This window comes from Chryseobacterium sp. PCH239 (genome assembly GCF_018924625.1).
In the GTDB taxonomy this organism is placed as follows: Bacteria; Bacteroidota; Bacteroidia; order Flavobacteriales; family Weeksellaceae; genus Chryseobacterium; species Chryseobacterium cucumeris.
This window is the reverse complement of sequence record NZ_CP073027.1, coordinates 4,011,017-4,035,247: the sequence shown is the minus strand read 5'-3', so window position 1 is coordinate 4,035,247 and position 24,231 is coordinate 4,011,017. Positions and strand designations below refer to the sequence as shown.

General features: G+C 35.9%; 16 protein-coding genes and 1 tRNA gene. 5 read left to right on the top strand and 12 right to left on the bottom strand.

Annotated features, from left to right (window positions below):
* Positions 1–115 precede the first annotated feature (115 nt).
* From KBP46_RS18620 to KBP46_RS18600, 5 genes are all read right to left on the bottom strand, one after another.
* Positions 116–1,090, bottom strand: coding sequence for a deoxyhypusine synthase family protein (locus tag KBP46_RS18620; RefSeq protein WP_216443875.1), 975 nt, complete (start codon positions 1,088–1,090; stop codon positions 116–118).
* 307 nt (positions 1,091–1,397) lie between these two features.
* A complete protein-coding gene (locus KBP46_RS18615; RefSeq protein ID WP_123279149.1) occupies positions 1,398–1,778 on the bottom strand; it encodes a GreA/GreB family elongation factor in 381 nt (126 codons plus the stop codon).
* A 296-nt stretch (positions 1,779–2,074) separates the two neighbouring features.
* On the bottom strand, positions 2,075–2,716 hold the full coding sequence (locus KBP46_RS18610) for an outer membrane beta-barrel protein (protein WP_216443874.1): 642 nt from the start codon (positions 2,714–2,716) through the stop codon (positions 2,075–2,077).
* A gap of 48 nt (positions 2,717–2,764) precedes the next feature.
* Positions 2,765–3,157 (bottom strand): alternative ribosome rescue aminoacyl-tRNA hydrolase ArfB, encoded by a 393-nt coding sequence (arfB, locus tag KBP46_RS18605; protein ID WP_120232933.1) that lies wholly within the window; start codon positions 3,155–3,157, stop codon positions 2,765–2,767.
* A 30-nt stretch (positions 3,158–3,187) separates the two neighbouring features.
* On the bottom strand, positions 3,188–4,216 hold the full coding sequence (locus KBP46_RS18600; RefSeq protein WP_216443873.1) for an AMP-binding protein: 1,029 nt from the start codon (positions 4,214–4,216) through the stop codon (positions 3,188–3,190).
* A 100-nt stretch (positions 4,217–4,316) separates the two neighbouring features.
* On the opposite strand from KBP46_RS18600, the gene KBP46_RS18595 reads away from it, so the two are divergent.
* Positions 4,317–4,387: transfer RNA gene (locus tag KBP46_RS18595), tRNA-Gln, on the top strand.
* Between the two features lie 293 nt (positions 4,388–4,680).
* On the opposite strand, the gene KBP46_RS18590 is transcribed toward KBP46_RS18595, so the two are convergent.
* From KBP46_RS18590 to KBP46_RS18560, 7 genes are all read right to left on the bottom strand, one after another.
* Entirely contained in the window at positions 4,681–5,016 is a 336-nt protein-coding gene (locus KBP46_RS18590) for a hypothetical protein (RefSeq protein ID WP_216443872.1), read from the bottom strand.
* Positions 5,017–5,019: 3 nt separating this feature from the next.
* Complete coding sequence (locus KBP46_RS18585; protein WP_216443871.1) at positions 5,020–6,228, bottom strand: RHS repeat-associated core domain-containing protein; 1,209 nt, start codon at positions 6,226–6,228, stop codon at positions 5,020–5,022.
* A gap of 160 nt (positions 6,229–6,388) precedes the next feature.
* Positions 6,389–7,021: an HdeD family acid-resistance protein gene (locus KBP46_RS18580; protein ID WP_062672539.1), complete on the bottom strand. Its 633-nt coding sequence runs from the start codon at positions 7,019–7,021 to the stop codon at positions 6,389–6,391.
* Positions 7,022–7,245: 224 nt separating this feature from the next.
* Positions 7,246–8,664: an amino acid permease gene (locus tag KBP46_RS18575; RefSeq protein WP_034696101.1), complete on the bottom strand. Its 1,419-nt coding sequence runs from the start codon at positions 8,662–8,664 to the stop codon at positions 7,246–7,248.
* Between the two features lie 385 nt (positions 8,665–9,049).
* Positions 9,050–9,664, bottom strand: a complete 615-nt coding sequence (locus KBP46_RS18570; RefSeq protein ID WP_120232855.1) for a response regulator transcription factor — start codon at positions 9,662–9,664, stop codon at positions 9,050–9,052.
* Entirely contained in the window at positions 9,661–12,627 is a 2,967-nt protein-coding gene (locus KBP46_RS18565) for a HAMP domain-containing sensor histidine kinase (RefSeq protein WP_216443870.1), read from the bottom strand. Before KBP46_RS18565 ends, KBP46_RS18570 begins: the two co-directional genes overlap by 4 nt.
* 287 nt (positions 12,628–12,914) lie before the next feature.
* Positions 12,915–13,208 carry a helix-turn-helix domain-containing protein gene (locus tag KBP46_RS18560; RefSeq protein ID WP_123279143.1) on the bottom strand — a complete coding sequence of 98 codons (294 nt, stop codon included), beginning with the start codon at positions 13,206–13,208 and terminating at the stop codon, positions 12,915–12,917.
* A gap of 184 nt (positions 13,209–13,392) precedes the next feature.
* Here KBP46_RS18560 and ccoN point away from each other — a divergent pair, with 184 nt between their 5' ends.
* The 4 genes from ccoN to KBP46_RS18540 all read left to right on the top strand — a co-directional run bounded on the left by ccoN (position 13,393) and on the right by KBP46_RS18540 (position 24,231).
* A complete protein-coding gene (gene ccoN, locus KBP46_RS18555) occupies positions 13,393–15,672 on the top strand; it encodes a cytochrome-c oxidase, cbb3-type subunit I (protein ID WP_216443869.1) in 2,280 nt (759 codons plus the stop codon).
* 19 nt (positions 15,673–15,691) lie between these two features.
* Positions 15,692–16,579: a cbb3-type cytochrome c oxidase N-terminal domain-containing protein gene (locus KBP46_RS18550; RefSeq protein ID WP_062672552.1), complete on the top strand. Its 888-nt coding sequence runs from the start codon at positions 15,692–15,694 to the stop codon at positions 16,577–16,579.
* A gap of 291 nt (positions 16,580–16,870) precedes the next feature.
* Positions 16,871–21,904, top strand: coding sequence for a translocation/assembly module TamB (locus tag KBP46_RS18545; RefSeq protein ID WP_216443868.1), 5,034 nt, complete (start codon positions 16,871–16,873; stop codon positions 21,902–21,904).
* On the top strand, positions 21,904–24,231 hold the full coding sequence (locus tag KBP46_RS18540) for a BamA/TamA family outer membrane protein (protein ID WP_123279141.1): 2,328 nt from the start codon (positions 21,904–21,906) through the stop codon (positions 24,229–24,231). The genes KBP46_RS18545 and KBP46_RS18540 overlap by 1 nt, the downstream gene beginning before the upstream one ends.

Below are 24,231 nucleotides of genomic sequence, written 5' to 3'. Positions count from 1 at the left end.
AATAATCTTAATTGTTTTTAGTTTTTAAAACATATATATGTTTCACTTCTAAAATAAAAAAGCGCTCCAATAAATTGAAGCGCTGATATTGTAATCTCTTAGGAGATGTTTATTCTTAAGCGTTTTCTAAGATATAAGAGAACATCAATGGTGCACAGATGGTAGCATCACTTTCAACGATAAATTTCGGTGTAGCGATATCCAGTTTACCCCAAGTGATTTTTTCATTTGGAACAGCTCCTGAATATGAACCGTAAGATGTAGTAGAGTCAGAAATCTGGCAGAAATAAGACCAGAAAGGAATGTCATGCATTTCCATATCCTGATACAACATCGGAACTACACAAATTGGGAAATCACCTGCAATACCTCCACCAATCTGGAAGAATCCAACTCCTTTTCCTCCTGAGTTTTTAGTATACCAGTCAGCAAGGTAAGTCATATATTCGATTCCTGATTTCATTGTAGTAGCTTTAAGCTCTCCTTTGATACAGTAAGAAGCGAAGATATTACCCATTGTAGAATCTTCCCATCCCGGAACTACGATTGGTAAGTTAGCTTCTGCAGCTGCAATCATCCAGGAGTTTTCTCTAGGAATTTCATAGTACTGCTCCAATACTCCTGAAAGGATCATTTTGTACATGAATTCGTGAGGAAAATATCTTTCTCCTTTAGCTTCTGCATCTTTCCAGATTTCTACGATATGTTTTTGTAATCTTCTGAAAGCTTCTTCTTCAGGGATACAAGTATCTGTAACTCTGTTAAGACCTCTTTCCAAAAGATCCCACTCATCCTGAGCTGTTAAATCTCTATAATGAGGAACTCTTTCATAGTGAGAGTGTGCTACAAGATTCATTAAATCTTCTTCAAGGTTAGCACCTGTACAAGAGATAAAATCTACTTTTCCCTGACGGATCATTTCAGCAAGAATCTTCCCTAATTCAGCAGTAGACATTGCTCCTGCCAAAGTAATCATCATTTTTCCGCCATCTTTAAGATGTGCAACATATCCTTTAGAAGCATCCACCAATGCAGCTGCGTTGAAGTGCAGGTAATACTTTTCTATGAATTCAGTTATCGGTTTGCTCATTTTTTAAATTTTTGCAAAGATAAAACTTAAAAACGGAATGTAATCAAAGCACTTGAAGAAAGTGTGATAGAGGAGTATTTTTTATCATTTGTTAAATCCTAAAGCTGTTTTGTTGGATACATAAATGCGCAAGAGCATTCAACTTCGATCAATATTAAATGTTCAGCAAGGATGAAGTTTAATTTTTATTGAAATATTCCCGCAGATCAAATATTTGCTCCTTATAACATATAGTATTCAAAAAAATGCGCAGCCCAAATTGAGCCACGCTTTCATTATCATTGAACTTAATAATATTCACAGAGATTTATCCTTCCCAGCGTTCCACTTTCAGGATCTCAATTTTTCTTTCTCCGTCTTTGAAAGGCCAGTTGATAATATCTCCTACTTTATACCCTACTACTGCAAGCGCAATATCCGACAGGATGGAATGTTTATTTTTTTTTAGCTTTTCTTTGGTAGATGCCACAAAAATATATTCGTGCTCAAAATCTAATGTATGATCTTTTAATGTTACTTTTCTTTCAACCGTTACAATATCGGCAGGAAGATCTCTTCTCAGCACTTGTTTTGCCTTTCTGAGCTCTTCAGCTAATCTTTTCTCTTCTCCGATACTCACTTTTTTTCTTCTGAGTGTATCTTTTATAGCATCATAAATTCCGGTAGTTACAATAATATGATTGGACATTTTTCATTATTTTTTTAAATTAAAATGCAGTTATTCTCTGACGACCCAATGTAGAATACAGACGTATGACAGCCTTCTTCTCTAGAAAACTGCAAAAAAGTGATATATAAAATCCGGATTGATTCCCTGTCTTGGATCCTGACAGGGCTTAGATAATGAAGTCCTTAGAACTTTTCAGAAAAGAATCTGTATGAAGGTAAAGTAAAGACAGCAGCAATCCTGGCCGGCGGTGTTCTGCAGATAAAAAGATTGTTGCTGTCATTATCAATTATTATTAATTCAAACAAAGATACAGCTTAAAAACGGAATGTAGCGGCTGCACTTAAAGAAACCCTATGTAAACCTTCTTTTTGGTCATCATCAAATTTATAGGTTACTCCGTTAAACTTCATTTTGTTCAGAGTACCACCACTTAAACCAACTTTTGGTCCAATAAGGAAATTTTTACTGATCTGATATCGGTAACCAAAATCAATTTCTGCCCCGAAAGTACTTCCTGTGCCTTTTACATCTCCAGTTTTGGTAGTATAAGAAAGTACTCCCAATGCAATATCTGCAAATACTTTATGTCTGGTAGTCGAATTATCATTTGAAATAAGTCCGGAAACTCCAAAAAATGTAATATTATCCTTTGTAGTCACAGGAACAGATACAGGCATTCCATTTACATAGCCAAGCAAAAACCCGTCACTGGATGCACTATAATGAGAGTATTTTAGCCCAAGTCCAAAACCGTTATTTACCTCATAATGGGCAGCTATATCAAAGTTCAGTCCGTTTTTAAGGCCTTTTATATAGTCTTTTTCTTCCTTGCTAAGTCCGGAAATTGTTTTTGCTGTTCTCCATGCGTATCCTACGGAAGGTCTGATAGAAAATTTCTGAGCGAAAGACATGGCGGAGATTGAGAACACTCCAGCGACGATTAATTTTTTTATCATGGTTTTAAAGTTTTCAGCAAAAATAAAATTTTCTACAGAAGAAACCAATTAAAACCTGAAACGTCTGTTTTCTTTTTTGTCAGAAAGTTTTTTCTTATTATCCAGTCTTTTTTGTTTCTGCCCTTTTGAAGGCTTGGTTGCTGTTCTTTTTTTCGGAACAATGAGTGCTTTGTTTACCATTTCAAGTATTTTTTCAATGGCTTTATTTTTGTTCATCAGTTGTGTTCTGCTTTCAGATACTGAGAGGAATAAAAAACCGTCTGCATTGATCCTGTTTTTCAGTTTAAGCTGAATCAATACTTTTTCGTCTTCATTAAAAAATTCTGATGCATCTACTTTCCAAAGTACGGTAACGGCAGTCTCGACTTTATTGACGTTTTGTCCTCCTGCACCGCTGCTGCGTGAAGTTTTGAAACTGAGCTCTTTTGAAAAGTCTTTCATTTTTTTAAGATTTTGAGATACCAGAATCAACTAGAGATCTCTATTTAAATTTTTATACAAATCCAATCTGTTTACCTTCCCGTTGGGAGTTCTCGGAATTTTCCTGATGAAAATTATGTCTTTCGGCCTGTGGAAATTTTTCTCAAATGGTACTTCTGAAACTTTCCTTTTCACCTCATCAGATTCATCTCCTTCTATAATCAATATCAATTTCTGACCCAAACTTTCATCCGGCAGCCCTACAAATATGGCTTCGTTCGGGAGTTCTTTTTTTACCAAAGCTTCAAGGGCTTCAGGAAAAATCTTTGCACCACCGGAATTAATCACATTGTCAATTCTTCCGAGAAATTTAAACTGTTTTTCATTCTTAATATAAACTAAGTCATTAGTTTGCAGTTCTTCAGCATTTACACTAGGTGCAAAAATTTTCAGGCAGCCTCTATCATCTAAAGATATCGCTACATTTTCAAAAACGGTGAAATAATCTTCCTGCTCAGGCATCAATTGTTTCAAACCAATATGAGAAAGGGTTTCAGACATTCCATAGGTTTCAAAAATACGGTTTAATGGGCTAAGCTTCATTTGCAGAATTTTACTTTTCAGACTTTCTGAAACGGCAGCGCCACCAATGATCAGGTTTTTAATCAGATGGAGTTTTTCCAGTGAGTTTTCTACCTGAAGGGGTGTCATGGCACAAAAATCTACTTCTTCATTCAGATTTTCAAGAGGCTTTAAAGAAGGATCAGTAACTTTTAATTGTAATTTTCTTTCTATAGAACGGACAACCATCATTTTACCGGAAATGTATTCTACAGGCAGGCAAAGCAATGCCGTATCTCCTTCTTTTAATCCTAAAAAATTACAGGTCATCACTGCTGAATTGACCATTTTCTTTTTTTCAATTTCAAAAATTTTCGGCACTCCTGTAGAACCAGATGTCTGGACATTTACTCCTGTTTTTTCTGAAAACCATTCTTCCAGAAAAATTTTTACTTTCTTTTCAAATTCAGTATCGAATGATAATTGATTAATATTGAGATTATTGAAGTCTATCAGCATGTTTTCCGTAAATAAATTCTACAGTAAATTTAAAAAAAATTTCAAAAAGTTCTTGTATATAAAGAAAAAAGCTGTAAATTTGCACCACTAAAACAAACAGAGACTCATGGTGTAGCGGTAACACTACTGATTTTGGTTCAGTCATCTGGGGTTCGAATCCCTGTGAGTCTACAAACCATCCTTTTTAAGGATGGTTTTTGTTTTTTTTTAAATCAATCACAAAAGTTGGAGGTTAAACAAAAAGTTTAACTGATCTGAAAAGAAAAATGTTCCGTCTTTCACCTCTTCTGAACTAGATCGCATCGGAAAGCGTTTTCTAGTTTAATAATCTATCTTTTAAATTAAGATTATAAAGTTAAAGTTTCATTTTCAGTAGGCAAAAAAACTATAAAATAAAAAAAATAAGAGTGGAATTTCTTCCACTCTTATCTCATTTGATGAGATTATTAAAGTAAGTATTTAACTTATTTATAAGGCTTCCCTTTACAATACCAATCATGTCTGATAATGGTATCTTTTTTATGAATGACAAGTTCTAGATTTCCCGCTCTCTTAATTATTGTATCTCCTGCTTCCACTTCATTATAATCATCAATCCAGTTATTGTGCACCATAATATTTGATTTTTTATAAGTTATAGGATGATAACCTATAATTTTGATCCAGGAATTATCTATACTTGCTTCTCCGACAATCAATTTATATTCATCAGGATAGAACGCTTTTTTCACATCATTGCAATCAGGTTCCCCACATGAAGACACCAAGATTAAAAAGCTAAAAAAAACAAATATTTTCATACTTTAATCGAATTGAGGTTTAAGGTAAATATGTTTTTTAAACCAACTTTCATTTATTCTTGTTGTCTCGGTAGTAGCAACTCCTATATCATTACCTATCCTTAAATTTATACTTCTAGTTGCTGTCCCATAGTTTACAGTACGTCCATTTTGAGAGCTTTCACTATATTCACCCCCCAAATAGTAAGCTGCTGAAACCGATCGCCCTTCTCCTTCCATACCTCCAAAAACATCAGTATATTTATGCCCTTTTCTATCTTCACCAAAGGCATTCATCTGATTAAACTGAAGTCCTACCCCATAGCTTGGTGCTATACTTCTCAAACCACGGGTAGCAAATAAGGCTACTTTACCATCTCCTATATTATATGCTAAAGTTAAACTTCCACTTACAAGACCATAGCTATAACCTACCGTAAACCCTATTGCACACCTTCCAAACATCTCAGTTTCAGAAGCATACAACCTTGACCTTGATTGATCTAAGTTCCATTCTTCTATTAAATTATCAATAGCACGCTCCATCATATAACTGTTGTGGGATCCTTGTCCAAAACCTCCTTTTTTACCTTTTTTACCGGTTACTACAATTTCATCAATATCAAACTGACCATAGGTTGATTCCCCAATACTGCTTAGATATTGTCCATATGTATTAGGCACCACATTCTTTTTATTAGAATATGTATTTATAAAATTACTTGCAATATAATTTATTTCTGAGAATCCTCCTTTGAAAAGTCCTCCTGTTATTGCACTTTTAAAAACGTTTTGTCCAGTTGCAATTCCATTCAATGCCCCTCCAATAAACCCTACTACAGAGTTTTCAATAAATTTAGTTCCAGCAATTGAACCGATACTTTTCATCCCTGAAGCATAACTACCTCCAGCTAGCCCACCTCCAATTACAGAAGTCCAGGTTTGTGCACTTTTCCAGTCCCATTTAACAGGATTCCAGTTTCCATGATTTGCCTGGACTCCACTTAAATAACTTCCTACTAATGTTCCAATAAGCCAGGCTATAAACTCACCACTCGGGTCATTATACATCAGTGGATTATTCATTACATATCCGTACTTATTATAGTTTTGAGTATTGGTAGGAGCCTGTATATTCTCATCTGCATTTAAGAATCTTCTGAGCAATGGATCATACAGCCTTCCATTCATGTGAATAATGCCTACTTCTCCAAAATGTTCATGGCTGGTCATGAATTTTATCACTTGTATACAAAGATATTTGTACAAAACGACAGGACTTGTCGTAATAAAATTCAGGCGGATATAATTATAATTATTTAATCACTCTTTTAAAATAGTAAACAAAAAAGACCTTTTTCAAGGTCTTCTATATTTAAAATACTGCTATTCTTTATTTTTTTAGCTCATCAATTTCTTCCTGTATAGATTTGATCCTGTCTCTCAATTCCTGACTTATTTTCCCCGGAATCTTTTTGACTTTTCTTAAATCTAAGGCCAGCATAATAGAAGCAATTCCCATGAAGATAAAAGCAACACCGGTAAGGGTAACCAGTGAGAATCCTGTAAATACCGGATTAAATATCAGCAGTAGAGAAAAGATAATTCCTCCGACACTGGCAAGGGCAACATTTCCCCAGCTCATTATTCTCATACTTTTCAGGTCAAAGGCAAAACCTAATAGCTGAAAAGAACGGAACAGCAAGGTAAATCCGATTACAAACGGAAGTACCGCCATGGAAATCTGAGGATTTGCGATAAGATAAATTCCTATTGCAGTGGTTAATAATCCACTCACAAGAAACCAGCCCCAGCCCTGCAGGGATTTACTGTTTTGTAAAGAAAAGAATATCTCTGTAATTCCTGAAAATAAAAAGGAAACACTGAAAAAAATGGAAAGTGTAACATACGTTGCCAGTGGTACGCTGAATACGTAAAAACCACAGATAAGGAAAAGAATTCCAAAGATTAATGGAATATACCAATGTTTTACGGTATTGGTAAGGGTTTGAAATAAATTGGCCATAGGTGTCTTTTTTGATAATGCCTACTTTTTTATAACGGTTTTCGGCTTCTCCGCAGGTATTGCAAACAGATTGTAATTCTCACCTTAATTTGAAATATAACCTCTTACTAATATACGAAAAATAAGCGAAAATCTGAAGCATCTATCCTATGAAGAAACAAAAAAAGGTGAAAACCATTTGATTTTCACCTTTCCAAAACATGTTGAAATATGTTTTAATATTGTTACTTCGGTTTGTACAATTTGTACATCACGAACAAAAATCCAATCCATATAGGAATCAGAATCACCTGAATCTCCATTCCTGTAATGCTCATCAATCCTAAGATCAGGATTAAAAATGCAATACAGATATAGTTGGATATCGGGTAAAATATAGACGGGAATTTTGATTGAATTCCTTCTGCATTAATTGATTTTTTAAACTTTAAATGGGTGTAGCATATCATCAGCCAGTTGATGATCAGTGTGGATACTACTAAAGCCATCAGATATTCAAAAGCTTTTTCCGGAACTAATTTATTGATGATAATACAGATCCCTGCAAAGCATGAAGATATAATGATTGCATTGGTAGGCACTGAGTTTTTATTCAGTTTTTTGAGAAATTTTGGAGCATTTCCCTGCTGAGCCAATCCGAAAAGCATTCTACTGTTACTGTAAACACTACTGTTGTACACTGATAAAGCAGCTGTTAAAACAATCAGGTTAAGCACATTTGCGATCAATGTATTGAACTGAATGACTTTACCAAAAAGGCTGAATTCAAGACCATTCAGATTTTGAAATACCATTACAAAAGGGCTTGATCCTTCCGTAATATCTCTCCAGGGACTTAATGAAAATAGAATAACCAAAGCTCCTACATAGAAAATAAGGATTCTGTAGATTACCTGGTTGGTTGCCTGTGGAATCGTTTTCTCTGGATTTTTTGCTTCTGCAGCTGTTATTCCGATAAGCTCAAGGCCTCCGAATGAGAACATGATCATTGCCATGGCTGCAAATAGTCCTGAATATCCGTTTTCTGTTTTGTTAAATAATCCTTTTGGAAAAAAACCTCCGTCATTCCAAAGATTGGTAATTGTCGCTTTTTCTCCTCCTGTACCACTTATCAAAAGATAGACTCCGAAAATAATCATGGCAATAATAGCAACTACCTTGATGATGGAAAACCAGAATTCTGTTTCTCCGTAAACCTTTACAGAAGCCAGGTTAAGTGCATTAATGACTATAAAGAAGAATAAACTGGAAACCCAGAGTGGTATTTCCGGCCACCAAAAATGAATATAATGTCCGATAGCGGTAAGTTCCGCCATACTTACCAGAATATAGAGAATCCAGTAATTCCAGCCGGAAGCAAATCCTGGAAAATTCCCCCAATATTTGTAGGCGAAGTAGCTAAAACTTCCCGAAACAGGTTCCTGAACTACCATTTCACCCAGCTGACGCATAATAAAAAAGGCAATAATTCCTGCCAAAGCATAGCCTAAGATTACAGAGGGTCCTGCCAGTACCGCAGCGGGTCCAATTCCCAGAAACAACCCTGTTCCTATGGCACCACCAAGGGCAATTAATTGTATATGTCGATTTGTTAATCCTCTAACTAAAGTCTCGTTTTGTCCTGTTTTATTTTCGTTGCTCATTGAATGAATTATTCGGTCGCTAAATATATAAAAACTTTTCAGAGAAATTCACATTCCATGGGGTAAATTGAGAATCTGCTATTAAGCAGACAAGAAAAACCTTAACAATTTGCTAAGGCTTTTTCTGCACATAAATAATAAAATCATTGATCTTCCTCTGAAACAGCTTTTAAATCAGTATCAATTGTTTAGTTTGTTGGTAATGCATAAATGATATTTTCTGAATTATTATCTTAGTTTGAAAAGTACTTTTCTATTAGCTTCTTCTGTTTAACAGAAGTTAATGAGATGCTAACTTACCGCTAAAAACAACTACTTAACGAACATATGCTGTAGGTATTTTTCCACAGCATTGTAATGATGTTATGACTTTAAAGAGATGGTATTAATGAATTTCACTGTAGATCTCCAGCAGTTCAACCAAATTGGTAATTTTTAATTTATGATAAACCCTTCTTTTATAAGTTCCTACGGTAGACTCCTCAATGTCAAGAGCATTTGCAATCTCAAGGTTTCCATTTCCTTTTGCCAGAAGATTAAAAACCTGCAGCTCTCTCTCGGATAGATTTTCAATTGCTTTTCGCTTTTTATTTCCTTTGAGCAATTCATTCATGATCTCCGGTGTGTAATAATGACCGTCTTTGAAAAGAGCTTCCACCACTTTGACAAAATTTTTGGGATCACTCTGCTTATTCAGAAATCCATTGGCTCCTTCTTCAATGTATTGCAGTGCAATATTTTCTTTGTAAGAAGTGAATATGAGGATAAGAGTATCCTCAGAGATTCCTTTGATCTCTTTGACCATTGATTTGAAAAGACTTCCCGGAAGTTCAATATCAAGAATGACCAGATCATATTTTTCGGATTCAATTTTCTGTTTTGCTTCGCTATAAGTTTCTGCAAAATCAACTTCAAGGTGAGTAAAGTTCTTCTCCAGAATCATAGCTGTTCCGATTCTTACCACATGATGGTCATCTGCAATGAGTATTTTTTTTGTCATATTTTAATAAGGATTTTAATGAGGGTTCCATGCGGAGTATTTTGATGAAAAGTCATTTCGGAATTCATCTTTATGAGCAGCTGAATAACCATATGAAGACCTAAACCATAATTTTTAAAAATCATATGCTCATTCTCTTTTTTCTTAAATAACCCGGAATAATACATCATCTGTTCATCGGACATTCCGGTACCGGTATCAGCAATATGGATTTCTACATGTGATCCTGTAAAAGCTGATGTGATGGTAATTTCTCCATTTGAAGTATTCTTTACTGCATTATCTATGATGTTGTGGAAAACTGCGAGGAGAACATTCTTATTAAGTTTAATCTTAAGTTGATGGTCACAAAAATTGTAGATAAATGTATTTTTCTGAGCTGCAATTTCTTCGAATAATAATCTTTTGGTTTCAATAAGATCATAAATGGAATACTCTTCTTCCGCACTATTTTGTTGTTTGTATAATTCTGTATATTCTTTAAGACTCAATGTAAATTTATACAGCTGTTCTGAAGTTTTATAAATGCTGTCAAAATATTTTTTCTGAGTTTTGGGATCTTCAGACTGATTGAGTTCCTGTGAAAGAAGGGCAATAAATTTTACAGGGGTGGTAATGTCATGGCTGATGCTTTCAACCAGTTTTTTTTGATAATCAGATTCATTTTTCAGTTTATTATTAGTTTCAAGCAGTTCTTTATCTTTATGATCAAGGGTATTTTTCAGGACTTTATTTTTTAGTCTTAAAAAATTTGTCCTCATCTGAACAATCACCAGAATAATAAAAATGATACTCCCTGTAATCAGGATTTTAAAGAATAAAGTTTGATAGAAATAGGCTTCCACTTCTACAGGGAATGTTTTATAAACGAATTTCCCGGTTTCGGAAGATAAAAATCTAACGAGAAGATTATAAGTACCAGGTTCAATAGTAGCTATCCGGAATGTTTTATCATTTTTGATATTTACCCATGAACTGTCTTCAGTATCAAGTTTAGCCTGTAAATAGACATTTTCCAGATCTGAATAGTAAGGAATGTCTATATAAACTTCTGCGTTTTTATAACCGCATTCAAGAAACAGACTATTTTTCAGCTGAATCATCTTCCCTTTTACTCTTGCCCTTTCCAGATAAAAATCCTCACTTCCGGGATAATAGGTTTTGATATTTTCAGGATTAAAAAACACAAAACCTTCCATGGAAGGAAATACAAGCTGCCCATCTTTCAGCTCATGAGCAGAGGGATTCGCACTTCCGTTGAACTCATTATTCGACAGTCCCTGCTTTTTGGTATAACGGTAATAAGTAATGTCTCCTTTCGGAGTTTTCATGTGTTGCAAAAGAATATTTTTATTGACTTTAAATAACCCATTATTGGAAGAAATCCATAAATTGGAATTCCTATCCTCCATCAAAGAGTGAGCATTCGCCAGAAAATCATTTTTATCGGATGGAACTCTGACCGCTTTTTGATCTTTTATCAAGTAAAGTCCTCTGTTGTATGTCGTAAACCAGATATTCCCATCTTTGGTCCGGATGATTTGTTTTACAGGAAGGCCTTTCCCAATCAGTTTCTCTGTTTTATTTCCGATAAGAGAATAAACATAGATTCCGCCGCTGCTTCCCAGGTAAAGCAGATCTTTGTTATATCTTAAAACAGAATCAATATTATCTTTACAAGGAATAATTCGTTCAATTTCTTTAAAACGATCATGCTTAAACAGATAGAGATAAGATTCTTTTCCACTGACCAGTGATGCCATATACAGCCCTCCACTTTTATACAGGCCATCAATTTCCTTATTTTGAAAAGAAATGGAATCGTACTTTGTAAATCCTGTATTCTTAAACCTTATATGAATGGTATTATTCTCCCGATAAATCAGATTTCCGGTGTTATCCTGCAAAATGTAGCGCTTATCATAAGATTGAGAAGCTGGAAATATTCTTTCTGAAGTATTGGAATAGTATCTGATCCCTTCCTGAGTCAGAACGGAATTACCACCATAAGAAATCCCTGCATAACAGACCTCATCCTGATACGGTAATTTTTTTCTGGAAACAGAGAAATCGGACAGACTTAAGATTTTAAGACCATTAATAGAACTCCCGAGGTATAATTTGTTCATTGCTTCATCATAAAACATCGCTCCGGAAATTTCTTCATCAATATCCTTATAATCCAACAGGTAAGTAAGCTTTAACTTTTTATCTAAAAACTCACTTCTGTATATTTTACCATGACTGATTATGAATACCTGTCCGGTGATCTGCTGCCAATAGATTTTAGTATCAGCATCAGTATACATTGACGGAGTACTGATATAGGAATATTTTCCTTGATACAACTGAAGTATTTTTTTATTCTCAGCATCAGCAACAAAAACGTAATCTCCATGAATGAATAACCTTCTTAGTTTACTACGGGGAAAATTCAGATTAATTTTCTTACTTTTCTTACTTTTCTTATCAACGTAAGTAATTCCGTTATCTTCAAAATAGTAAGAGCCACTTTTCATCCTGATAAAATAAGAATCGACGTAAGAAATAAATCTTACAGTAAAATTATTTTTAACAAGTTGTTTATAGACTTTCTGATTGGCTGTTCCCCCAGGCTCAGTAATCTGAACGGATGATACTGCCATCGGTTTTCTTTGAGAAACCAGAATAAGATCTTTTTCGGAAGCATTAAAAACGGCAATACTATCCTTTTTTATATTTCCGAAAAAATCACCGAAGCTTAAATTTTTAAGTTTGAAATTATTATACTGAACAAAGTTGCTTCCATCATACCGTACAATTCTACCTTCCATAGAAAGCCAGATGAATCCATATTTATCTTTTACAATATCCTTGATACTGTTTTGAGGAAGGCCATTATCCGTGTTATACCATTGGGTAGTATAGTTTTGCCCGTTGACACTTAGAAAAAACAGAAATGAAATAAAGTAGAGAAGCTTCATTCAGTAGGGCAGCGTTATATTTAAGGCAAATATATTATAGAAAATTAAATTTATTGTAAACATTTATCCACAATTATGTGAATTTTTTTCTACATAATTAGATATGAATAATGTATTCATTATAATAAATTTGAAAAACCAAACATTTGTTCCCTCATCAATGTCATGGTCATCAGGCATACTGAAAACACAGTCTTTTTTGTTCACAAAAAAATGATCTCCTTCTGTCCGGGGAGATCATTATTCTATGATAGTTAATATGTAAGTAAAAGTGAAATTCTTATAGGCTATAAAAATTCTTTCGGAACAGAAATATTATTCTTTTTCATGTATTCCAAAAGGTTTTGGTATTTATCTTCATATTCATCATTTCCACACTTATGCGAAATACTACAGATGTCTGATGGTTTGATGTCTAAAATATCGGATATTTTAGTCAGTATCTCCAGGTTGATCTTCACCTTGGAATTCTCAATATCGGAATATGCCTTTTGGGAAATGCCCATTTCAAAGGCCATGTACTCCTGCGTAAGATCTCTGCTCCTACGTATTTTCCTGATATTTTGTCCACATACTTTCATCGTTTTTGTTTTAGTAGTTTTCGGTATATTTTAGAAGATTAGCTATTAGCCTCTAACAAAGTTAATAAATACCTTTGGCAAAACATTACACACGTTACATGATATTTATTTTCGGCATAAAAAAGACTTAAAAATACGCTTTTTTTCAGAGAAAATATCACTTCGGTAAACACTATTGGAATTTATGGAGACGCAAAAATTTAATTATGACAATAATATTGTCAGAGCATTCCTCTATGCGACTATCGCATTCGGACTTGTAGGATTTCTGCTGGGGCTTACAGCTGCATTGATGCTTTTTTATCCTGAATTACCTGAATTTTTATTCGGTACGGATGATACAACTATTAAAAGCTTAGCTTCGGGTAATATTCAGGGGCTGATCAATACTCAGGGAGCCATGGGCTTCGGAAGAATCAGAATGCTTCATACCAGCGCGGTAATTTTTGCTTTCGTATGTAACTCTTTTTTCTGCGGTGCTTACTACAGTATGCAGAGACTTCTTAAAACCAGAATGTACAGTGATACCCTTTCATGGATTCACTTCTGGTCATGGCAGTTGATGATTGTGAGCGTTGTTATTACTTTCCTTATGGGAATCAATACTTCTAAAGAATATGCCGAACATGAATGGCCAATCGATATCTTAATTGCATTCTCATGGATCATTTTCGGAATCAATATGTTCGGAACTATTGCTAAGAGAAGAGTAAGACATTTATATGTGGCGATCTGGTTCTATCTGGCAACCTGGATTGCTGTGGCAATGCTTCACATCTTCAATAATCTTGAAGTTCCGTTATCTTTCACAAGCTGGAAATCTTATTCTGTATATGCAGGTGTAAAAGATGCATTAGTACAATGGTGGTATGGGCACAATGCGGTAGCATTCGTATTAACCACCCCTGTATTAGGTCTGATGTATTACTTTATGCCAAAAGCAGCTCAACGACCGGTCTTCTCATACAAATTATCCATTATTCACTTCTGGTCGCTGATCTTCGTATATCTTTGGGCCGGGCCTCACCACCTGCAATATACAGCTTTACCGGCATGGGCTCAGGCGGTAGGAACAGGATTCTCTATCATGCTGATAGCTCCATCATGGGGAGGAATGCTGAATGGTCTTCTAACATTAAGAGGAGCCTGGGATAAAGTAAGAGAAAATCCGATTCTTAAATTCTTTGTAGTAGCAGTTACATGTTATGGTATGGCTACTTTCGAAGGACCTTTATTAGCAACAAAATCATTAAATAAAATAGGTCACTATACCGACTGGGTTATCGGCCACGTACACTTAGGAGCTCTTGGATGGAATGGTTTCATGGCATTCGGAGTGGTATATTATCTGGTTCCGATCATGTGGAGAACATCCCTTTGGTCTAAAAAATTAGCCAACTGGCACTTCTGGTTAGGAACTTTAGGGATCATCTTCTATGCAGTACCTATGTATATTTCAGGATTTACACAGGGATTAATGTGGAAGCAATTCAATCCGGACGGAACTTTATTATGGAAAAACTGGCTGGATACAGTAACTGCAATTATTCCATACTTTAAAATGAGATTCCTTGGAGGTGTTCTTTATTTATCTGGGGCAATTTTAATGGTAGTTAATGTTATCAAAACAATTAAAGCTGGTTCATTCCAGAAAAACGTTCCTGCAGAAGCACCGGCATTAGCCAACATTGGAAGCACAAGAAAAGAAGGCGAAGGCGTACACCTTTGGTTGGAAAGAACGCCTACTCTCCTTTCTGTATTAGCTTTCATCACTATAGCAATTGGTGGATTGGTGGAAATTGTTCCTACCCTGTCACTGAAGCAGAGTGTTCCGACAATTACCGCAGTAAAACCTTATACACCATTAGAACTGGAAGGAAGAGATTTATATATTCGCGAGGGATGTAACTCATGCCACTCACAAATGATCAGACCGTTCCGTGATGAGGTTGTAAGATTTGAAGGAAAAAACGGACAGTATTCCAAAGCGGGAGAATTCGTATACGACAGACCATTCTTATGGGGATCTAAAAGAACAGGACCGGATCTTCACAGAGAAGGAGGAAGAAACCCGGATTCATGGCACTTCAAACATATGTATAACCCAAGAATTACTTCTGCAGGTTCTATTATGCCTCGTTTCCCATGGTTAATCACCAATAAGCTGGACAAAACCCAAATGGTGGACAAAATGAAACTGATGAAAAATGCCTTCGGTGTCCCTTATACAAAAGCTCAGATTGACTCTGCTAACCAATGGGCGGATAACCAGTCAAAAGCAATTGTACAGAGAATTTACGCAGAAGCAACAGATGTAAAAGATCAGATGGTAAAAGAAAAAACAGCAAAAGGATCCACCTATGTACCACTTGAACAAAGAGAAATTGTGGCAATGATTGCTTACCTGCAAAGATTAGGTACAGACATTAAAACAACACAGGTACAAACCGCAAGCGTAGAGTAACATTTAAAATTAAACTGCAATGAAAACGAGAACCCCCATTTCAATATATATCGCAACCACGATAGGTTTAACGATCATGGCCTTTGAAATGTTCGCCGGAGATTCAGGATATTTTTCTTCTCCTTTTTTCTGGGCGCTGATATTAATTGCCACTATCCTATTGCTTATTATGAACTCTATTGGAGACCTGGTAGAAAATGAAAGTTTCAACAGATTATCCGAGGAAGAAAAGAAACAATATCTGGAAGAAAAGAAAGTTCCTTATTACCAGAAATTATGGAATTCAGCCTTCAAAAAACAAACCGCTACGGAAGAAAAAGATATTCTTATCGACCATGGTTTTGATGGCATTACAGAACTTGACAACTCCCTTCCGAAATGGTGGATCGGTCTGTTCTGGTTCGGATGTATTTTCTGTGCCGTGTACCTGTTTGCTTTTTCTTTCACAGATTATGCTCATCCGGAAGCAGAATACACCAAAGAGACAAAAACGATGTTAGCTTCCATTGCTGAGTATGAGAAAACTGCACCTCAGATCAATCTGGAATCTGCGAAATACAGTGCTGATAATATTGCAGAAGGACAAGAATTGTTTAAAACAAATTGCGTTACCTGCCACGGTGACGGAGGAAAAGGTGGTATAGGTCCTAACCTTACCGATACCCACTGGATTAATATTAAAGAAAAAAGCTTATTTAAAAATGTATTCTGGATGCTTGAAAACGGCTCACCAAATAACCCTACCATGAGACCTTTCATCAAAGAAGGAACCATTACCGGAAGAGATGCTGAAAAGATTGCCGCTTATATTTATCACATCAACCAGGAAACTGCTCCTATCACTACAGCACAAGGCGGTGCCGCTCCTCAGGGAGAAGAAGTGAAATGGGAAAACGGAAACAACTAAATTATTATTATCTATCATATAAACCATGCCACGCCCCCTTCAACACTACTAACATTTGAATTTCATTTTTGCTAACTAACCTTTTCAACATTAAAAAAATGATAAAAGGGGGCGTTTTTTACAAATAACAATCCTGGCTTTGGCTGTCTTACTCAACTATTCACTTGACAACTACAAACTAGAAATTCCATAAAAAGACAGCCAAGGCAGGATTTTTGCATTCGCAAAAGGGTACCACAACAAAGACCAAATAAAATAGTATTATTATCTTTGTTAGAAACCTCATCGCATTTGAAACTGAAAATCAACACCACCAAACTTTTAAGGCGTATTGCAATAACCTTTATTTCAATATTGGTTCTTCTTACCCTGTTGATCCTAAGCTTAAGGCTTCCTGCCGTCCAAAATTTCATCAAAGACAAGCTCATTGTTTATCTGGAGAAAAAAATCAAAACTCCAGTAAGCCTTGAAAGGGTTTACATAGGATTTCCCAACAGCCTTGTCATGGAAAACCTCTACCTCAAAGGACAGGATGTAGACACTCTTCTGGCCGTCAAAAAGCTGGATGTAGGTCTGCACATGATGAAGCTTCTTAATTCTACAGCAGATATTACTTCAGTCAATATGGAAGGTGCACGTGCTAATGTAGTACGGAAACCAGATGGTAAATTCAATTTTGATTATATTATTGATGCTTTTGCGTCCAGTGATAAGGAAGAAAGTCCTTCTAAGCCATTTATCATTTCTCTTGATAAAATCAATTTAAAAGATGTTGGGGTAACATTTAACGACCAGCAATCCAAGAATGATATTCAACTTTATTTTAAATCGTTTGATACCAGAGTCAAAACTTTTGATCTCAGCAAAAACAAATATGCCGTTAATGATATCAACCTTGACGGATTAAAATTAAAGTTAAAGCAGGGACTGGTAGAAGAAGTTGCAGAAAAGGTAGAGAAAAAAGTAGATTCTCTCAATGAAAAGAAGCCTATGAATATTGGCTTAAGAGGAATAAAACTTACTCATTTCGACATTGATTACGGTGATGAAAATACCAAAACATTTGCAAAAGTTATCTTCAAAGAACTGAGTACAAAGGTCAATAAACTGGATATTGAAAACAATGCTTACAATGTAGCCAATGTATTCCTTTCCGGCGCAGATATTAATGCCAACCTTTATCTTCCGGCTCAGAATGCCAATCCTAAAACAACAAAAGAACCTGAAGTTTCCAAAACCTCCGATAAGGATAAAGCCATGAAACTTCTCTTAGGAAAACTTGTTTTGAACGATGTAAAAGTCAATTATAACAATACTGCCATTGCTCCAACTAAACAGGGAATGGACTTCAATCACCTCAATTTTTCAAAAATGAATGTTGAGGTAAGAAGCTTCAAAATGGAGAACAATACCTTTGCAGGAACCGTGAATTCGGCAGAAATCAAAGAAGGCAAAGGACTGGATATCCAGAAATTCAATACGGATTTTGTGTACGCAGAAAAAGAAGCCTATCTCAAAGATCTTTATCTTCAAACTCCTAAAACGCTATTGCGTGATGAGGTTATTTTAAACTATAACTCCATTGATCAACTTAGCAAAAACTTAGGTGCAGTCAAGATTTCAGCCAATATTAAAGATTCAAAAATAGGGTTTTCTGACATTCTGAATCTGGCTCCGACTTTAAAAAATACGGTTCCGTTCAACAAATATCCGAACGCTATTCTCAATGTCAATGCAAATGTAAAAGGAAGTGTTAATGATCTTCTAATTCAAGATCTTAAGGTTTCCGGGCTTGATCAGCTAAGGGTAATGGCTTCTGGAAAGATCAAAAATGCAATGAACCCAGATCAGTTGTATTATGATCTGAGAATTGGAGAATTTTCATCCAATGCCAAAACAATATTCAATCTTGTCCCTAAAAATACAATTCCTTCCAATATTTCCCTTCCTTCCCATTTCAGCATTAAAGGAAATGCGAAAGGAACAACGAAAGTAGTGAATACAGATCTCAACCTCTACTCTACTTTGGGAAATGCTGCAATCATCGCACAGGTAGACATGCGAAGAAAAAATCATGAATTGTATGATGTAAAAGCCAATCTTCAGGGTATACAGGTAGGAAAAATTATTCGGAATAAAGATATTGGTCCTGTCACTGCACAAATTGCAGCCAAAGGGGAAAGTTTTGATTTTAAAAATGCCAATGCAGATTTAAAAGGCCATGTTGCTTCCGCAGTATACAAAGGATATCGTTATCAAAATATGAACCTTACCGGAAAGATCAAAAAAGGAGCTTATCATGTGATTTTGGATTCAAAAGACCCGAATGCCAATTTACAATTGACCGCTTCGGGTGTTTATGATGAAAAAAATCCTACGGTAAAAGTAAATGGAGAAGTTATCAAACTGGATGTCAACAAACTTGGCTTCTATGAAAAACCGATGATTATTGCCGGAAAAATTGATGGAGATTTCACCAGCTTAGATCCCAATAATCTGAATGGATATTTAAACCTTCAAGATTTTGCTTTCTCAGATACCAAAGAGGTTTATCCCGTACAGGAAGTCAATCTGAAAGCTTCCTCTACTACAGATTCTACTCAGATTATTTTCAATTCTCAGATTGCAGATGTGGAGTTGAAAGGCAAATATAAATTGACTCAGATTTTTGGTGCTTTAACGAAAACCGTAAATCATTATTACCAGTTCCAGAAACCGGATAAAAAACAGAAAATTGATCCTGGGCAACATTTTACTTTTACAGCAAAAATTAAAAATGATGATCTGATCAGAAAGTTTGTGCCGGATCTGAAAGATTTTGAAACCATCAATCTTGTCGGGAATTATGATGCAGATTCTCAGAAAATTGAAATTGACGGACAAATTCCACGATTATTATATGGTGAAAATACCATTGAAAAAGGGGCTTTAAAAGTAACGAATGAAAATCAGACATTACAATACAGCCTGAATGTTGCTGCCTTGAAAAGCTCAAGTTTTTCTTTAAACAAAATCAATATTGACGGGGATGTTGCAGACAATACCATCCGATACAACGTCACCACAAAAGACGAAAAAGATGCTACCCAGTTCCTGATTGCAGGAAGTGCAAAATCGTTGAATGATATTACTGAAATATCTCTGAACCCGAACGGATTGAAACTGAATTATACAGATTGGAATGTTGCAGAGAATAATAAAATCCAGGTCAGCAACAAAGGTATTCTGGCAGATAACTTCATTCTCTCCAATGGAAACAGCCAAATTGCGGTTCAGTCTGAAAGCAGTAATCCAAGCAGTCCTTTGAATATTTCGTTGAAAGATTTTAAAATCGAAACCATTACGGAACTGATTAAAAAAGATACGGTTCTGGCAAGAGGAACCATTAACGGAACAGCGCAGCTTCGTGATGTTACTAGAAATATGACATTCAATTCCGACCTGAATATTTCGGACTTAATTGTGTATGGAAGTCCTGTCGGAAATCTTGCGGTAAAAGTGAATAATGCCTCACCGAAGATTTTAAATGCAGATATTGCTCTTTCCGGAAATAACAATGACGTAAAAATCCTTGGAGATTACAATACTTCGTCCAGTACTTTCGACCTGAATATGGCGATCAACCAGCTTCAGATGAAGAGTATTCAAGGGTTTTCTATGAATGCCATTACCAATACGGAAGGTTATCTTTCAGGAAACTTAAAGATCACCGGAACTACAGATAAACCAAATATTTTAGGAAAAGTAAAATTCAATGATGCAGGGTTGGAAATTGCCAAAACAGGAAGTGATTTCAGACATCTGAGTGATGAAATAGATTTTACCAGCCGTGGAATTGAGTTTGATCAATTCAAGGTCAAAGATAAAGACGGAAATGCTCTTGTTGTGGACGGGCAGGTTCTTACCCAAACGTACAGAGATTTCGCTTTTAATCTGGATGTAAATGCCAAAGACTTTAAAGTTGTCAATTCAGAAAAGACCAATGACGCGATGATGTATGGTATTCTGGCTATTGATGCCGGCCTTCATATCCGTGGAAATCTGGATCTCCCTAAAGTAGACGGAAAACTGAATGTGGCAGACAACACAGACTTCACGTTCGTACTTCCTCAATCTTCCCCATCTTTACAGGAAAGAGATGGAATTGTAGAATTTGTGGATCAGGATCAGGTAGTTTTAAATAAAACAATTAAAGCAGATTCTCTTGACTCCAAAAGCCGCATTAAAGGAATGGATGTGAATGTCAACATTGAAGTCAGCAGAGAAGCCAAACTTTCTATTATTATTGATAAAGTAAACGGTGATTTTGTCAAACTTCAGGGAGAAGCAGAATTGACCGGTGGAATTGATCCTTCAGGAAAAATGACATTAGTAGGCGTTTATGAAGTTGAAAAAGGAAGCTACGATCTTTCTGTAAGTTTGCTTAAACGTAAATTCGATATTCAGAAAGGCAGTACGATCACCTGGACTGGTGAGCCAACGATGGCCCAAATGGATATTACAGCAGTTTATAAAACGGAAGCAGCACCTATTGATCTTGTAGAACAACAGGTGGGCACAGAAAATGGCGGAACTTCTCTCATGAATCAATTTAAACAGAGAATACCATTCAATGCTTTATTGAAAATGAAAGGAGAGCTTCTGAAACCTCAGCTTACGTTTGACATTACTACGGAAGAAAAGAATAATTCCGTATCCACGAATGTAAAAGATGTTGTCGATCAGAAACTTGCCCAGCTCAGAACCCAGGAGTCTGAAATGAACAAACAGGTATTTGCCTTATTGCTTCTGAACCGTTTTATCGGGGAAAATCCATTTGAAAGCGGTGCAGGAATGTCTGCAGAAACCATGGCAAGACAGAGTGTGAGTAAAATTCTTTCTCAGCAGCTGAATAACCTTGCTTCCGGACTGATTAAAGGAGTAGATCTTAACTTCGGTCTTGATTCTACGGAAGATTATTCCACTGGAGAGAAAAATACCAGAACCGATCTGAATGTAGATATCAGCAAAAAATTATTGAACGATCGCCTGAAAGTGACGGTAGGAAGTAATTTCGGACTGGAAGGCCAGGCTCGTCAGAATGAAAACATGACGAATATTGCAGGGAATGTTTCTGTAGATTACAGCCTTTCCAAAGACGGAAGGTATATGCTTCGTGCTTACCGTAAAGATGAATATCAGGTAGCTCTTCAAGGACAGATCATAGAGACCGGCGTCGGATTTATTATTACATTGGATTATGACAAGTTCCGGGAGATTTTTCAGAAATCTAAAGAGAAGAAACCGAAAAAAAATCAAAATAACCAAGTGGTAGAATTTAAATAATGAGTAATAAGTTCCATATATATTGTAAGTATCTGTTGGTTTCCGGAATGGCATCCACAGTAGTCTCGTGTAGCAATACCAGGTTTTTGAAAGAAGGCCAGATGCTCTACACAGGCGCCAAAGTAAAGATTGAAAACGACACAATTTCCAAAAAAGAAAAAAAAGATCTTCAGACGGCACTGGAAGAGAGCCTTACGCCAAAACCCAATTCTACATTTTTGGGGATGCGTCCTAAACTTTATTTTTATAATATTGCTAAAGAGCCTAAAAAGGATAAAGGTTTTAACTACTGGCTTAAATATAAGATAGGTGAAAAACCCGTATTGTTAGGTGATGTAGACCGTGAGTTCAACAAAAATATCATTGAAAATTATTCTGAAAACAAAGGCTATTTCAATGCTAAGGCTTCTTATGATACGGTTTCAAAAAATAAAAAAGCTCAGGTTATTTATACCTTAAGACCTGGTTCCAGATATCTGATTGACGGTGTAAAGTTTCAGAAGGATTCTACATTGGTGAACCAGGAAATTCAGGGTCTAACAAAAAGAACGTTACTTAAAAACGGAAGACCATTTGATCTTGATGTCATCAAAGCAGAAAGAGAAAGAATTGATAATGGTTTAAAGGAAAGAGGTTTTTATTACTTCCATCCTGATAATATTATCGTGCAGGCAGACAGTACAGTAAGCAAAGATCATAAGGTAGAGCTTAACGTAAAACTGAAAGACAATACTCCGGATTTAGCAACGCAGCAATTCAGCATTAATAACGTTATTGTATTTCCTAATTATAATATCCAGGATGTAAAAGAGGGAAAATACAGTATCCCAATGGATAAAGATTCTCTTTCCAAATATGCTTTTGATGATATTTACGTTATTGATCCTCAGCATAAATTCAAACCGAAAATTTTTGACAGAGCATTATATTTCAAAAAAGGTGATCTGTACAACCGTTCCAATCACAATCTTACACTAAACCGACTGATCAGCCTCGGTGTTTTTAAGTTTGTAAAAAATGAATTCATTGTATCGGATTCGTTAAGTCATAAGTTTGATGCGTATTATTTATTAACGCCAAGACAAATCCAGTCGCTTCGTCTGGAAGCATTGGGAAGAACCAATTCTGCCAACTATGCAGGTAGTGAGCTGAATCTGAACTGGACCCACCGAAACTTCTTCAGAGGCGCAGAACAATTCAAAGCAGCGATCTTCGGAGCTTTTGATTTCCAGATGGGAGGTGCTCAGGATGCCAATAATATTTTCCGTGCTGGAGCGAATGCACAACTTTCCATTCCAAGAATTGTGGCACCTTTCCGTTTTCATTCTTCAAGTGAGTTTGTTCCGAGAACGAATATTACTTTGGGCTATGAATTCCAGAACAGAACAAAATATTATACCTTAAATAACTTCACCGGATCATTCGGATATCTATGGAAAGAAAATGCGAGAAAAGAACATGATCTGAAAGTGATTGATATTACATTGGTATCTCCGGCAAATGTTACAGATGAATATAAAGTTAAATCTTCCAAAAATCCAGCTATGCAGCGAATTGTTGATAAACAGCTAATTTTTGGACCAACGTATTCTTATACCTATACCAATACCATGCTGCCAAAGACCAATACCATTTATTATAAAGGGACGCTTGATCTTGCAGGAAATATTACAGGGTTGGTAACAGGAGCAGATGTAAAAAAAGATAAGGAAAAGAAAATATTTGGTATTCCTTTCAGCCAGTATGTAAAGATGGAAAATGATTTCAGATTCTATCATAAGTTCACTGAAAAATCTTCATTGGCTACAAGATTTATCGGAGGAATCGCCTATCCATACGGAAATTCAGAATTTGTTCCTTTCTCTAAACAATTTTTCTCAGGAGGAAGCAATAGTATCAGAGCATTCCGTGCAAGAACATTAGGCCCGGGAAGTTTTGATCCGAGAACTCTGGAGCCTGGTACTTATTTTGACCAGTCTGGAGATATCAAATTGGAATTAAATGCTGAGTACAGAGCCAATCTTTATAAATTTTTAAATGCTGCCGTTTTTGTAGACGCCGGAAATATCTGGCTGCTTCACGATGACAAAGACAGACCGGGCGCTAAATTTTCAAAAGACTTTTTAAATGAAATTGCGGTGGGAGCCGGAGTAGGTCTGAGACTGGATTTTTCAATCCTGATTCTAAGACTGGATCTTGCAATGCCACTGAGAGTTCCTTACTATCAGAAAGGAGACAGATGGGCCTTCGATAAAATCAATTTCGGAGACTCAAGCTGGAGAAAAGATAATCTTGTTTTAAATATTGCCATCGGATATCCATTTTAA